This window comes from Citrobacter sp. 50677481, from assembly GCF_001463265.1.
GTDB classification, from domain to species: Bacteria; Pseudomonadota; Gammaproteobacteria; order Enterobacterales; family Enterobacteriaceae; genus Citrobacter_A; species Citrobacter_A sedlakii.
Genome location: NZ_LNHZ01000075.1, coordinates 241,858 through 256,433, shown reverse-complemented (window position 1 = coordinate 256,433; position 14,576 = coordinate 241,858). Strand labels below are relative to the sequence as shown.

The following is a 14,576-nucleotide window of genomic DNA, read 5'->3' as shown; positions in this document are numbered from 1 at the left end:
CAAGTTTGGTGAGGGTGCGATGATTATCTATTTACACGGTTTTGACTCTAACAGCCCGGGTAACCACGAAAAAGTGTTGCAGTTGCAGTTTATCGACCCGGACGTCAGGCTGATCAGCTACAGCACGCGGCATCCGAAACATGACATGCAACATCTGCTGAAGGAAGTGGACAAAATGTTGCAGCTTAACGTTGACGATCGTCCGCTGATTTGCGGTGTGGGTCTGGGAGGCTACTGGGCCGAGCGCATCGGCTTTCTGTGCGACATCCGCCAGGTGGTGTTTAATCCGAACCTGTTCCCGTATGAGAACATGGAAGGCAAAATCGACCGCCCGGAAGAATACGCCGATATCGCCACCAAATGCGTGACGAACTTCCGTGAAAAGAACCGCGACCGCTGCCTGGTGATTCTTTCCCGTCATGACGAAGCGCTTGACAGTCAGCGCTCTTCTGAAGAACTGCACCATTTTTACGAAATTGTATGGGATGAAGAACAGACGCATAAGTTCAAGAATATTTCACCCCATCTGCAGCGAATCAAAGCGTTCAAAACGCTGGGTTGACCGTCAACCACTGCGTATGCGCGTCCTGACCGCCAGCCTTCGGGCTGGTTTTTTTTTGGCGAAATGGCAGAAGGTGTCTATCTTTTCAGCATCAAAACTTGATGCACATCAATTTTGGTATGACCAATGCACCGCATGTGTTATTCTCACTCTCGAAGAACATTTTCATTGTCGTAACCTGTTGTTAATTAAAGGCTATGTTAATAACTTTTAATTAACAATTGGTTAATCATTTAAGGGGGTCGCGTTGACTACACCATTGAAAAAGATCGTGATTGTCGGTGGGGGTGCTGGCGGGCTGGAAATGGCTACGCAACTGGGGCACAAACTGGGCCGCAAGAAAAAAGCGAAGATTACGCTGGTTGACAGAAACCATAGCCATCTGTGGAAACCCCTGCTGCACGAAGTGGCGACGGGGTCTCTTGATGAAGGCGTGGATGCGCTGAGCTACCTGGCGCACGCGCGGAATCACGGCTTCCAGTTCCAGTTGGGGTCGGTAATGGATATCGATCGCGAGGCCAAAACAATTACTATTGCTGAACTGCGCGACGAGAAAGGCGAGCTGTTGGTGCCGGAGCGCAAAATCGCTTACGACACGCTGGTGATGGCGCTGGGTAGTACTTCTAACGATTTCAACACGCCGGGCGTGAAAGAGCACTGCATCTTCCTCGATAACCCGCATCAGGCGCGCCGTTTCCATCAGGAAATGCTCAACCTGTTCCTGAAATACTCCGCGAACCTGGGCGCGAACGGCAAGGTGAATATCGCCATTGTCGGCGGTGGGGCAACCGGCGTTGAGCTTTCGGCTGAACTGCATAACGCAGTGAAACAATTGCACAGCTATGGCTACAAAGGGCTGACCAACGAAGCGCTGAACGTCACGCTGGTGGAAGCGGGCGAGCGCATCCTGCCTGCGCTGCCGCCACGCATTTCTGGCGCGGCGCATAATGAACTGAGCAAACTGGGCGTCCGCGTACTGACCCAGACAATGGTGACCAGCGCCGACGCGGGCGGTTTACACACGAAAGACGGCGAATACATTGAAGCCGACCTGATGGTCTGGGCGGCAGGGATTAAAGCGCCGGACTTTATGAAGGAGATCGGCGGTCTCGAAACCAACCGTATTAATCAACTGGTGGTGGAGCCCACGCTGCAAACCACCCGCGATCCTGACGTGTATGCGATTGGCGACTGTGCTTCCTGCGCGCGTCCGGAAGGCGGATTTGTTCCACCGCGCGCCCAGGCTGCGCATCAGATGGCGACCTGCGCGATGAATAACATTCTGGCGCAGATGAACGGTAAACCGCTGAAGGCATACCAGTATAAAGACCATGGCTCGCTGGTTTCGTTGTCTAACTTTTCTACCGTTGGCAGTTTGATGGGGAACCTGACCAAAGGTTCGATGATGATCGAGGGGCGCATTGCCCGCTTCGTGTACATCTCTTTGTACCGGATGCACCAGATTGCACTGCACGGTTACTTCAAAACCGGGTTGATGATGCTGGTGGGCAGTATTAACCGCGTTATCCGTCCGCGTCTGAAGCTGCATTAATTACCTTCCGCCCAGCGTCGCCAATGGCGGCGCTGAGCGTCTGCGCCGTTCTGCACACTGAATAATCCTGTCGCTCTCCTCAGAGTTCTCTGAATCATGCTGTTTTAAGGTCAACCCACGATATTTTCATCCGCAATCTGATGGGCTTCTGCTTGCTTTAGTTGCAATATTGTTACCAATAGCAAAGAAGGAGGATTTCCCGTGAATAAATCAATGTTGGCGGGTATAGGGATTGGCGTAGCTGCTGCGCTGGGCGTGGCGGCGGTGGCCAGTCTGAACGTCTTTGATCGCGGCCCGCAGTATGCGCAAGTGGTTTCTGCAACACCTATCAAAGAAACCATTAAGACCCCACGTCAGGAGTGCCGTAACGTCACGGTGACCCACCGCAGACCTGTCCAGGATGAAAACCGCATCGCCGGTTCTGTTCTTGGCGCAGTGGCTGGCGGAGTGATTGGTCATCAGTTTGGCGGGGGCCGTGGCAAGGATGTCGCCACTGTTGTCGGGGCGCTGGGCGGTGGTTACGCGGGTAACCAGATCCAGGGATCAATGCAGGAAAACGACACCTACACCTCTACGCAGCAGCGTTGCAAAACCGTCTATGACAAATCGGAAAAAATGCTCGGCTACGACGTGACCTACAAGATCGGCGATCAGCAGGGCAAAATCCGGATGGATAAAGATCCGGGTACACAAATTCCGCTGGATAACAACGGCCAGTTGATTCTGAATAACAAAGCATAAAAAAGCTGTACTCTGCTTATTAGCCCCTCATTCGCTCAGGCTGAGGGGCTTTTTTTATCAGAAAGTTAACGCGTAGTTCAGGCCAAAGGTCCGCCCGCGGCCCTTGTATTCATACTGCGATGGGCTGCCGTAGGTTGGGCTGTACAGCAGCGGCGCGCGCTGTCCCCAGAGGGTGGTGTAGTCTTCGTCCAGCAGGTTTTCGATGCTGAAGGTCAGTTTACCCAGCGGGAGCTGATAACTGCTGATAACGTCAACGGTATTGTATCCATCCAGCTTATTACCGCTGGCATCCGTCAGATCGAAAGACTGTTGGGTTTGCACCCGCAATGACCACGGCTCTGGCGCCCAACCCACCCAGGCGGTGGCTTTTGACGGCGAGGCCAGCGTCACATCCCATTTTTCCCATTTCCCGTTTTGCTTCACTTCAGACTTCAGTACGTTGAAGTTTGCGCCGAGGCTCCAGTCGCTGTCAGGAATGAAATAGTCCACAGCGCCTTCCACGCCGTAAATCCGGCGGTCGTCAGGTTCTACGCGAATGGTCATATCGCTGCGGTTAATCACAATGGATTTGTCGGAGGTAGAGTAATAGGCCGCCAGTTGCGTGCGCAGACTGTCGCCGGTATAGCGCCATCCCAGTTCATAGGAGTTGACTTTGATCCCTTCCAGACGCGAGTCAGCGACGTTTACGCTGCGCTGAAGCTGGTAATGATCGCCTACCAACTGATAGGTGCCGTTACCGTAGTATTTCCCCGGATCCGGCAATTCGACGCCCTGGGAAAAGTTGAACCACGCCTGCTGACGTTCGGTCAGATGCGCAAGCAGCCCGGCATTGAACAGGACGTTATCGTAATCGGTTTTGCCGCCCGGTATCGCATCGGCAGAACTCGCCAGCCCATTGGCGATCCCCTGCTGCTGCGCGTAGCCGATGAAATCATCAACCCGGTTTTCAGTCCATTGATAGCGGATGCCGCCGCTCAGGGTGAAAATATCGTTGATGTCATAACTGCTTTGCAGGAACGGCGCGAAATTAGTGATGCTGTAGCCGGGGTAACGTCCGGTGGTATAGGCCGTACGGTTGTCCATGCCGCCGGAGGGAAGCGACCATGCGAGGTCGAAAAATTTCTGATTAGCGTCGAAGGTCTCGTGATCCGCATCGATACCCCAGGTCAGTTCCCAGTTATCCATCAACTGACTGTTGAGGGTAATTTTGGCGCCGTACTGATCGGTGTCCTGCTGCGAGGCAGAAAAGCTGGTGACCTGGCCCCTGGTCAGCGACGGGAAGGGATAAAATTTCAGCGATTCATCACGGTAATAAATTTGGCTGACCAGATTTTGACCGAAGAAGTCGGCGTCTGAATATTGCAGGCTAATCAGATGACGCTCTGTTCCGGGGATGCGATCGGCGCTGAGTCCGCTACGGGTGCTGGCTTTACCGTCACCAGTGACGGCAGACATATTTTCGCCCAGATACAGGCCGTAGTCGTCATCGCCCTGGCTTTTATAATATTGGGTCACCAGCTGTAGCTGACGGTTGTCGTCAATCTCAATAGTGCCCGTACCCATCACATCCAGACGATCGGAGTGCTGCAAGCCGGTTTGCGTATTGTCGAGCATTAGCGCATCGCCGTTGCCATCGTACCAGCCGCCGAAGCGCTGCCAGGCGACAGAGAGACGGCCGGAGGCGCGATCCGTCCCCCCGCTGACCGCGGCGGCAACGCGCTCGTCACGATCGTTACTGTTATTGAAGCCCGATTTAGCACCCAGTTCTAGTTCCACTTCGCGTTCCGGCTGGCCTTTTTTGGTCACGATGTTGATCAGGCCGCCAGTACTGCCGCCGCCATAGAGCGACGTCGCGCCGGAAATCACTTCAATGTGGGCAATGTTGAACGGATCGATGGCGTCCAGCTGTCGGCTGTCGGTACGCGAAGAGTTAAGGCGTACGCCATCAATCAGCACGACCAGCGCGCGCCCGCGCATATTCATACCATAGTTGGTTCGTCCCTGGCTGCTGACATCAATACCGGGGATCAACTGCGCCAGCACATCTTTAAACTCTTTGCCGCCCTGAACCTGTTGTTCAATTTCCTGACCCTCGATCACCCAGGTGGTCTGCGCCATTTCCGCCACCGTTTTTTGACTCCGGTTAGCGCTGACGATGAGGTTTTCTTCTTCTGTTTGCGTCGCTGCCGTTGCAGGCAGGGTTAACGCAAGCAGGACTGGGTTGAGCACCCAAAGACGCTTATTCATTCGCATTCCCTTCTGAAAATATCTGTAAAAGTGGTGTTCTTCTTGCCGGGCAGGCTCCGGCTGTTACATTGTGAAACAGATAGAAAATCAAATGCGAATATTGCTGATAATGGTTTCTATTATCAAATAATATTTTAAGAAATTTGAGTCTAACCCGGTGAAAACATTACTGTTTGTAGGGGAAAGGTGAGAGAAGGACCGGGAAACGGATTCCCCGGTCAGCAGGATCAATCAGGCTTTTAACAGCTCGGGCCACAGGCGAAGAGTGGTACGGGTGATCTGCATCAGTGTGTCAAACGACGCGCCTTCGCGGGCGCTGATCGACATCCCCTGTAAGATGCAGTTCAGGTATTCGGCAAGGTGCTGTACGTTGCACTGCGCCGGGATCTCTGCGCGCATCTGGCGCTGTTGCAGGAAACGGGTCAACGTTTGCTCCTGCATGGCGTGGCGTGATTTCACCGTATGCGCAATATCCCGTGACGCGGCAGCGAGCGTCGCGGAAGTGTTGATCATAAAACAACCCGCCGGGGTGTCTTTACTGGTAAAACAGGTCGCCACGGCGGTGAAGTAATCTTCCAGCGCGGCCTCCACGCTTTTTTCTTCGCAAAATAGCTGCGCTTCATGCTTTGCGGCGAAACGGGCGATGTACCTGTCGAGCACCGCGCGAAATAGACCTTCTTTATTGGTGAATTCTGCGTAAAGCGTGGGGGCTTTCGCCCCTGTCGCTTCAACAAGATCAGAGAGCGACGTCGCCTCATAACCGTGCTGCCAGAAGAGTGTCATGGCCTTATCAAGCGCGGCTTCCCTGTCGAACACTTTTGGTCGGCCACGGCTTTTTTTTACACAACCTGTCGAGTCAGTTGTCATGATGCCGGTGTACCTGTCTGGGTTTAATGAATAACCATTATAAAAATAAAACCGTCCAGTCTCCAGCGCATTCCTGTGAAAAATAATTACGTTGCATTGTCATGAAAGATAAGTGCTTTTTAATTTATATAACGACCGTTATAAAAAAGAGTTGACGTGTGACCTGGATCACATCTATCATTTACCTATCGATCGTTAAGTAAATACTTACGACCCCGTTCATCTGCAAAAGGTTACTATTATGAAAAACGTCAAAGCCCTCATCGCTGCTGCTGTACTCAGCTCTCTTTCATTCGCCAGCTTCGCTGCCGTTGAAGTGCAATCTACGCCTGACGGCCAGCAAAAAGTTGGGACCATCTCTGCCAGCGCAGGTACTAACCTGGGTTCTCTGGAAGAACAACTGGCGCAAAAAGCAGATGAAATGGGGGCGAAATCTTTCCGCATTACCTCGGTTACTGGCCCGAACACGCTGCACGGTACCGCGGTAATTTATAAATAAGCATTAACCCCTCATTAATGCCTGATTAAGATTTTCCACTGCACAAAAAAGCCCCGCTGAACCACGGTTCAGCGGGGCTTTTTCGTTCAGGCTTACAGGGATTGCTGTTTAACGTCGTGATGTCGAGTGACGTCGACCGGCATGCCGGAGCGGACGTCCATTACGTGCTGCATCAGTGGCGCATCGGTTTGCGCGGCATCTTTAAATGCCTGCAATGTGCTGTTCAGGACGATAGGCAAAACCTGCGGGTCATCATCAATATTTTTTGACAGCGGCTGATGTACCTCAACCAGACGTACGCCGCCTGGCTCGACTGAGGCTTTGATCGGCGTATTAATAATGTTGACTTTGGTTCCCGGGGTAACCTGCTTAAACAGCGTTTCAATATCGCCATCACGCAGGCGAATGCAGCCGGAACTGACCCGCATTCCGATGCCGAAATCGGCGTTGGTGCCGTGCAGCAGATACACGCCGCCGTAGGCGGCTAAACGAATCGCGTGGTGACCCATCGGGTTATCCGGCCCGGCAGGGACAACCGCAGGCAAATCGATCCCCTGTGCTTTATAGCGGGCGCGAATATTGGCCGTCGGCGTCCAGGTCGGATTCGCACGCTTGTCGGAAACGGTGGTTACCATGGTGGGTGTAAGCGTATCGCCCCCCAGTTGACCAATGCCGATAGGGTAAACCGTGACCACGTTTTTACCCGGTGGATAATAATAAAGGCGCAGTTCAGCAAGGTTAATGACGATACCTTCGCGCGGCGCATCCGGCAGGAGGGTTTGCAGCGGAATGGTCAACACGCTGCCAGCGCGCGGCACGTAGGGATCAACGCCGGGATTTGCCTGTAACAGCGCCAGGAATCCAACGTTGTATTTCTTCGCAATGGCCTCCAGGGAACCGCCGTTGTTTTCGACAACGTGATATTTATTTTCGCCCACCAGTTTGCTGCCGGGCGGCGGAAGTGGCCAGGTATTCGCCTGCGCAGGTAGCGCAAGCGCCATGCCGGCGGCAAAGGTGACAAACGCCAGCCAGCGGGAAAGTCGCAGAGTTTTCATTATCATCATAAATCAAAGGGTTATTGGAATAAAAGACGCCAACGATCATTATGGCGGGTTGGCATGTCCTGAAATGCAAGGGAAGTGCAAAGAGTTGTAAAGATCTGCGAGGCGGGGGAGAGCATGCCGGACGGCGGTTTCGCCTTATCCGGCATCGGGTTATTACGCGACCGCGTTTTCTTCCAGTTGCGCCATAAACTGACGCACCCAGTCCATACGCGTTTTCCGCTCCGTCAGATCCTGCATAAACTTCAGGCGGGTCGGACCGTCGAGGCGGAAGTGCTGAGGCTGCTTTTGCAGCAGACCGATAAGCCAGCCCGGGTTCACGTGATTTTTCTCGGCGAATTCAATGGTGCCGCCTTTCTCGTTACCTTCGAGTTTGCGGATCCCCAGCTTTTGCGCCTGCTGACGCAAACGGGCGATATCCAGCAGATTACGCGCGGGATCCGGCAGAAGACCAAAGCGATCGATAAGCTCCACTTTGATCTCTTCCAGCTCGTTTTCGCTTTTGGCGCTGGCGATTCGCTTGTAGAACGACAGGCGCGTATTGACGTCGGGGATATAATCATCCGGTAGCAGCGACGGCATTCGCAGTTCGACTTCTGTCTGCTGGCTGGTGAGATCTTCCAGCGACGGTTCCCGTCCGGCTTTTAGCGCATCGACGGCGTTTTCCAGCAGTTCCATATACAGCGAGAAGCCAATGGTTTCCATCTGCCCGCTCTGGTCTTCGCCAAGCAGTTCGCCCGCGCCGCGAATTTCCAGATCGTGTGTCGCCAGCGCAAAGCCCGCGCCCAAATCTTCCAGTGACGCAATCGCCTCCAGACGCTTTTGCGCGTCGGTGGTCATCGCTTTCGGATGCGGCGTCAACAGCCAGGCGTACGCCTGATGATGCGATCGGCCCACGCGTCCGCGCAACTGATGCAACTGCGCCAGTCCAAAGTGATCCGCGCGTTCGATGATAATGGTGTTGGCGGTCGGGATGTCGATCCCGGTCTCGATAATCGTGGTACACACCAGCACGTTAAAGCGCTGATGGTGGAAGTCGTTCATTACCCGTTCCAGTTCGCGCTCGCGCATCTGCCCATGACCAATCGCGATGCGCGCTTCCGGCACCAGTTCCGCCAGACGGTCGGCGGCTTTCTGGATGTTTTCGACGTCGTTATACAGGTAATAGACCTGGCCGCCGCGCAGGATTTCACGCAGGATCGCCTCGCGCACGACCAGGTTATCGTATTCACGGACGAAGGTTTTCACCGCCAGTCGTCGCGCCGGTGGGGTGGCAATGATCGACAGATCGCGCATCCCGCTCATCGCCATATTGAGCGTGCGCGGGATGGGCGTGGCGGTCAGGGTCAGAATATCGACGTCGGCGCGCATCGCTTTGATACGCTCTTTATGACGCACGCCGAAACGGTGCTCTTCGTCGACAATCAATAAGCCCAGATCTTTCAGTCTGACATCGCTTTGTAACAGCTTGTGCGTGCCGATCAGGATATCGATTTTCCCTTCAGCCGCCTGTTCGAGGATCTGCGCCTGTTCTTTGGCGCTACGGAAGCGGGACAGCATTTCGATACGCACCGGCCAGTTGGCAAAGCGGTCGCGGAAGTTGTCGAAGTGCTGCTGGGCGAGCAGGGTGGTCGGCACCAGAACGGCCACCTGCTTATGGTTTTCAACGGCGAGAAACGCCGCGCGCATTGCCACTTCGGTTTTGCCGAAGCCCACGTCGCCGCAGACCAGACGGTCCATCGCCAGCGGCTGACACATGTCGCTGAGTACAGCGTTAATGGCCTGGGCCTGGTCGGGCGTGGTCTCGAACGGGAAGCTGTCGCAAAATAGCTGGTACTGCTCGCGGTCGTGCTTAAAGGCAAAGCCTTCTTTCGCCGCACGTTGGGCATAAATATCCAACAGTTCCGCCGCCACGTCGCGGACTTTTTCCGCTGCTTTTTGCCGCGCGCGGGACCAGGCGTCGCCGCCAAGCTTATGCAGCGGCGCGTTTTCCTCGGCTCCGCCTGCATAGCGGCTGATGAGATGCAACGAGGAGACCGGCACATACAGTTTGGCGTCGTTGGCGTAGGTGAGCATCAGATATTCACCCTTGATGCCGCCCGCTTCCAGGGTCGTCATTCCGGCATAACGACCAACGCCGTGTTCCAGATGAACCACCGGCTGACCCGGATGCAGTTCGGCCAGGTTACGGATCAACGTGTCCGGATTAATGGTGCGGCGTGAATCCTGGCGGCGACGCGCCACGCGCTCGCCGAGCAGGTCGCTTTCGCAAATCAGCGCCAGGTTGCGCTGGGTATCGACAAACCCGCGTTCCGCGGCGCCGATCATCAGATAGCGCCCGTTACCACTTGCTTCATCAAGACGCAGAATGCGCTTCGGCGCGAGCTTAATTCGCGCGAGCAGTTCGCCGAGCGCCTCGCGGCGGCCTTCGCTCTCCACGGAAAAGACAACCGGACCCGTGAACGACTCGAGGAATTTGCGCAAAGCGTCAAGCGGCGCTTTTTGCTGCGCCTGTACCGCCAGATCGGGCAATTGCTGGAAGCCCAGATTGGTATTGGCCGCTTTGTCCGGCAGGTGCTCCGTTTTGAGCTGAATGCGCGGCCAGCGCTTCAGTTCCGAGAACAGCGCGTCAACGCGCAGCCAGAGTGATTCTGGCGGCAGGAGCGGGCGCATCGGGTCAACGCCCCGGTTCTCGAAACGCGCCAGCGTGTCGGCCTGGAAGCGTTCGGCGCTGGCTTCCAGATCGCCGGTATTGACAAGTAAGGTGTTGGCCGGGAAGTAACTGAACAGTGGGGGCAGCGGTTCGCTGAAAAACAGCGGTTGCCAGTATTCAATCCCCGCAGGCAGCGTGCCTTTACTGACCTGCTGATAAATATGTTCAGCGTCGCGTTTCACTTCAAATGTATCGCGCCACTGGCTGCGGAACAGCTCGATGGCGGTTTTATCAGTCGGAAACTCATGCGCTGGCAGCAGGTTGATGGCATCCACTTCTTCCAGCGTGCGCTGGGTATCCGCATCAAACAGGCGAAGGCTGTCAATTTCGTCGTCAAAGAAATCCAGACGGTAGGGTTGATCGCTACCCATCGGGAAGAGATCCAGCAGCGCGCCGCGCGTCGCGTATTCGCCGTGTTCCATGACCTGATCAACGTGCCGATAGCCTGCGCTGTCGAGCTGCGCGCGCAGGGCGTCGCGCGATAATCGCTGACCTTTTTTCATTACCAGCGCATGGCCGTGCAAATAACTGTGCGGGCAGACGCGCTGCATCAGCGTATTCACCGGTACAATCAACACGCCGCGTTGCATAGAAGGCAACTGATACAGGGTGGAAAGGCGTGATGAGATGATTTCCTGATGCGGCGAGAAGCTGTCGTAAGGAAGCGTTTCCCAGTCCGCGAGGTTCATCACCATCTGGTCGGTAAACTGGCGGATTTCATCATGCAGGCGCAGGGCGTTTTGCATATCCGGGGCGATGAGTACGACGGGGCCGGGATGGCGTTCAGCAATGTCTGCCACCAGCGTGGCGCAGGCAGCCCCGGTCAGTTCGCCCAGCAGGCGCTGATCGCCCGCTTTGACGGGCAGCGTGTAACGTTGTTGTTCAGGCATTCGGTTGTCAGAATCTCTTTTAGGTATACGTCTGATAAGCAATGCTCTTTATTATCCGCGATCGTTTCTCTTTAGCAAATTGAATCGCCCTCGGTATCGTCATGCGTAATATTCTTCATTTGGATGATTCAGGAGAAAGATCAGAACGGTAAGCGCGCCGGGGAAAGAATATATTTAGCATATCGATTTCTCATCCCCTCTCGCGGGTACGCTGACGAACACTTACGGTTCAGACGTTTACCCATTCCGCTTTCGCTTATATACTCGTGACTTTGCTAATCGCAACCAGACGGATTTCATGTACCAACCTGTCGCTCTATTCATCGGCCTGCGCTACATGCGTGGGCGTGCAGCAGACCGCTTCGGTCGCTTCGTCTCCTGGCTTTCCACCATCGGCATTACCCTTGGGGTGATGGCGTTGGTCACGGTTTTGTCAGTGATGAACGGCTTTGAACGTGAACTGCAAAATAACATTCTGGGCCTGATGCCGCAGGCCATTCTTTCCGCTGAGCAAGGCTCGCTGAATCCCGGCCAGTTACCGGAAAACGCCGTCAAGCTCAACGGCGTGAGCCGTGTCGCGCCGCTGACCACCGGCGATGTGGTTCTGCAAAGCGCGCGCAGCGTGGCGGTGGGCGTAATGCTGGGTATCGATCCGGCGCAAAACGATCCGCTGACGCCGTATCTGGTCAATGTCAGACAAACCGATCTCCAGCCGGGTAAGTATAATGTCATCCTCGGCGAACAGCTTGCGGGGCAGCTTGGCGTTAATCGCGGCGACCAAATCCGCGTGATGGTGCCCTCAGCCAGCCAGTTCACGCCGATGGGGCGTTTACCGAGCCAGCGTCTGTTTACCGTCATTGGCACGTTTGCGGCGAACAGTGAAGTCGACGGCTATCAGATGCTGACCAATATTCAGGATGCGTCGCGTCTGATGCGCTATCCGGCGGGAAACATTACCGGCTGGCGTTTATGGCTTAACGAGCCGCTGAAGGTGGACTCTCTCAGTCAGCAGACGCTGCCGGAAGGCACGAAATGGCAGGACTGGCGCGAGCGCAAGGGCGAACTGTTCCAGGCCGTAAGGATGGAAAAGAACATGATGGGACTGCTGCTTAGCCTGATCGTGGCGGTGGCGGCGTTCAATATTATTACCTCGCTGGGTTTGATGGTGATGGAGAAGCAGGGCGAAGTAGCGATTCTGCAAACGCAAGGGCTGACGCCGCGCCAGATCATGATGGTCTTTATGGTGCAGGGAGCCAGCGCCGGGATTATCGGCGCAGTGTTGGGGGCGGCGCTTGGCGCGTTGCTTGCCAGTCAGTTAAACAACCTGATGCCGGTTATCGGTGTGCTGCTGGATGGCGCTTCGCTGCCGGTGGCGATCGAGCCGCTACAGGTGATTGTGATTGCGCTGGTGGCCATGGCCATCGCGCTGCTTTCTACGCTTTATCCTTCCTGGCGCGCTGCCGCCACTCAACCCGCTGAGGCTTTACGTTATGAATAAGATCCTGTTGCAATGCGACAAATTGTGCAAACGCTATCAGGAAGGCGCCGTGCAGACCGACGTGCTGCACGATGTCAGCTTCAGCGTGGGCGAAGGAGAGATGATGGCGATTGTCGGTAGCTCCGGCTCCGGCAAAAGTACGCTGCTGCATCTGCTGGGCGGACTGGATACGCCGACCTCTGGCGATGTGATTTTCAGCGGTCAGCCGATGAGCACACTTTCCCCGGCGGCGAAAGCGGAACTGCGAAACCAAAAACTTGGCTTCATTTATCAGTTTCACCACCTGCTGCCGGACTTCACCGCGCTGGAAAACGTAGCGATGCCGCTGCTGATCGGCAAGAAAAAGCCGTCGGAGATCGACCAGCGGGCGCGTGAGATGCTGAAAGCGGTAGGGCTGGATCATCGTGCGAACCATCGTCCGTCTGAACTTTCCGGCGGTGAGCGTCAGCGCGTGGCTATCGCGCGCGCGTTGGTGAATAACCCGCGTCTGGTGCTGGCGGATGAACCGACCGGTAACCTCGATGCGCGCAATGCGGACAGCATTTTCCAGTTGCTCGGGGAACTGAATCGTTCGCAGGGCACCGCGTTTCTGGTGGTGACGCACGATCTGCACCTGGCAAAGCGCATGAGTCGCCAGCTGGAAATGCGTGACGGACGCCTGACCGCGGAACTGAGCCTGATGGGGGCGGAGTAATGGCGTCGCCTTTATCGTTATTGATTGGTTTGCGCTTTAGCCGGGGACGTCGGCGTGGCGGTATGGTGTCATTGATTTCGGTGATCTCCACCATCGGCATTGCGCTGGGCGTGGCAGTGCTTATCGTTGGCTTAAGCGCGATGAACGGCTTCGAGCGTGAGCTGAATAACCGCATTCTGGCGGTGGTGCCGCACGGTGAAATCGAGGCCGTCAATCAGCCATGGAACAACTGGCGCGACGCGCTGGAAAAAGTTCAGAAGGTGCCGGGCATCACGGCGGCGGCCCCTTATATCAACTTTACCGGTCTGGTGGAAAGCGGAGCCAATCTGCGCGCCATCCAGGTCAAAGGCGTCGATCCGCAGCAGGAGCAGCGACTGAGCGCGCTACCGTCCTTTGTGCTGAATAACGCCTGGTCCGGCTTTAAGGCCGGAGAACAACAGATCATCATTGGCAAAGGCGTCGCCGATGCGCTGAAAGTGAAGCAGGGGGATTGGGTGTCGATCATGATCCCCAACGCCAGTGCCGATCATAAACTGATGCAGCCAAAACGCGTCCGCCTGCATGTTGCCGGCATCCTGCAACTGAGCGGTCAGTTGGATCACAGCTTTGCAATGATCCCGATGGCGGATGCCCAGCAGTATCTCGACATGCCTGACACGGTTTCCGGTATTGCGCTGAAAGTTAACGACGTCTTTAACGCGAACAAATTGGTTCGCGCCGCGGGCGAAGTCACCAACAGCTACGTTTACATCAAGAGCTGGATTGGCACTTACGGCTATATGTACCGCGATATCCAGATGATCCGCGCGATTATGTATCTGGCGATGGTGCTGGTGATCGGCGTGGCTTGTTTTAACATTGTTTCAACATTAGTGATGGCGGTTAAAGACAAGAGCGGCGATATTGCGGTATTAAGAACGCTGGGGGCGAAAGATGGCCTTATTCGCGCCATTTTTGTCTGGTACGGCCTGCTGGCGGGACTGTTTGGTAGCCTGATTGGCGTGGTGATTGGCGTGGTGGTTTCGCTTCAGCTGACCCCAATTATCAACGGCATTGAGAAACTGATCGGCCATCAGTTCCTCTCCGGCGATATCTATTTTATTGACTTCCTGCCATCGGAGTTGCACTGGCTGGATGTGATTTACGTGCTGGTCACGGCATTGTTGCTGAGCCTGTTAGCAAGCTGGTATCCGGCGCGACGCGCCAGCAATATTGACCCGGCAAGAGTGCTCAGCGGCCAGTAACGTCAAAA

Annotated in this window: 11 protein-coding genes; 7 read left to right on the top strand and 4 right to left on the bottom strand. The window is 55.3% G+C overall.

What is annotated here, in order from left to right; translation table 11 throughout:
• Positions 1–19 precede the first annotated feature (19 nt).
• The 3 genes from ycfP to APU02_RS22915 all read left to right on the top strand — a co-directional run bounded on the left by ycfP (position 20) and on the right by APU02_RS22915 (position 2,855).
• A complete protein-coding gene (gene ycfP, locus APU02_RS22925; protein ID WP_042283688.1) occupies positions 20–562 on the top strand; it encodes an alpha/beta hydrolase YcfP in 543 nt (180 codons plus the stop codon).
• A 247-nt stretch (positions 563–809) separates the two neighbouring features.
• Positions 810–2,114 carry an NADH-quinone dehydrogenase gene (gene ndh, locus APU02_RS22920; RefSeq protein WP_042283686.1) on the top strand — a complete coding sequence of 435 codons (1,305 nt, stop codon included), beginning with the start codon at positions 810–812 and terminating at the stop codon, positions 2,112–2,114.
• 201 nt (positions 2,115–2,315) lie between these two features.
• Positions 2,316–2,855, top strand: coding sequence for a glycine zipper 2TM domain-containing protein (locus APU02_RS22915; RefSeq protein WP_060571338.1), 540 nt, complete (start codon positions 2,316–2,318; stop codon positions 2,853–2,855).
• A gap of 57 nt (positions 2,856–2,912) precedes the next feature.
• On the opposite strand, the gene APU02_RS22910 is transcribed toward APU02_RS22915, so the two are convergent.
• Both APU02_RS22910 and comR read right to left on the bottom strand, forming a co-directional pair.
• Positions 2,913–5,102: a TonB-dependent siderophore receptor gene (locus APU02_RS22910; RefSeq protein ID WP_060571337.1), complete on the bottom strand. Its 2,190-nt coding sequence runs from the start codon at positions 5,100–5,102 to the stop codon at positions 2,913–2,915.
• Between the two features lie 231 nt (positions 5,103–5,333).
• On the bottom strand, positions 5,334–5,969 hold the full coding sequence (gene comR / locus APU02_RS22905; protein WP_060571336.1) for a TetR family copper-responsive transcriptional repressor ComR: 636 nt from the start codon (positions 5,967–5,969) through the stop codon (positions 5,334–5,336).
• 241 nt (positions 5,970–6,210) lie between these two features.
• Here comR and bhsA point away from each other — a divergent pair, with 241 nt between their 5' ends.
• Positions 6,211–6,468 carry a multiple stress resistance protein BhsA gene (bhsA, locus tag APU02_RS22900; protein WP_042283675.1) on the top strand — a complete coding sequence of 86 codons (258 nt, stop codon included), beginning with the start codon at positions 6,211–6,213 and terminating at the stop codon, positions 6,466–6,468.
• 92 nt (positions 6,469–6,560) lie between these two features.
• Here the strand turns inward: bhsA and APU02_RS22895 are convergent, their stop codons facing one another.
• Positions 6,561–7,523, bottom strand: coding sequence for a L,D-transpeptidase family protein (locus tag APU02_RS22895; RefSeq protein WP_082636897.1), 963 nt, complete (start codon positions 7,521–7,523; stop codon positions 6,561–6,563).
• Positions 7,524–7,685: 162 nt separating this feature from the next.
• Positions 7,686–11,132, bottom strand: coding sequence for a transcription-repair coupling factor (gene mfd / locus APU02_RS22890; protein WP_060571335.1), 3,447 nt, complete (start codon positions 11,130–11,132; stop codon positions 7,686–7,688).
• A 298-nt stretch (positions 11,133–11,430) separates the two neighbouring features.
• On the opposite strand from mfd, the gene lolC reads away from it, so the two are divergent.
• Genes lolC through lolE form a run of 3 tightly spaced genes read left to right on the top strand, consistent with a single transcriptional unit; the run spans position 11,431 to position 14,568 of the window.
• Entirely contained in the window at positions 11,431–12,630 is a 1,200-nt protein-coding gene (gene lolC / locus APU02_RS22885) for a lipoprotein-releasing ABC transporter permease subunit LolC (RefSeq protein WP_042283671.1), read from the top strand.
• On the top strand, positions 12,623–13,324 hold the full coding sequence (lolD, locus tag APU02_RS22880) for a lipoprotein-releasing ABC transporter ATP-binding protein LolD (RefSeq protein WP_060571334.1): 702 nt from the start codon (positions 12,623–12,625) through the stop codon (positions 13,322–13,324). The genes lolC and lolD overlap by 8 nt, the downstream gene beginning before the upstream one ends.
• Positions 13,324–14,568 (top strand): lipoprotein-releasing ABC transporter permease subunit LolE, encoded by a 1,245-nt coding sequence (lolE, locus tag APU02_RS22875; protein WP_042283667.1) that lies wholly within the window; start codon positions 13,324–13,326, stop codon positions 14,566–14,568. Before lolD ends, lolE begins: the two co-directional genes overlap by 1 nt.
• The last annotated feature ends 8 nt before the right edge of the window (positions 14,569–14,576 follow it).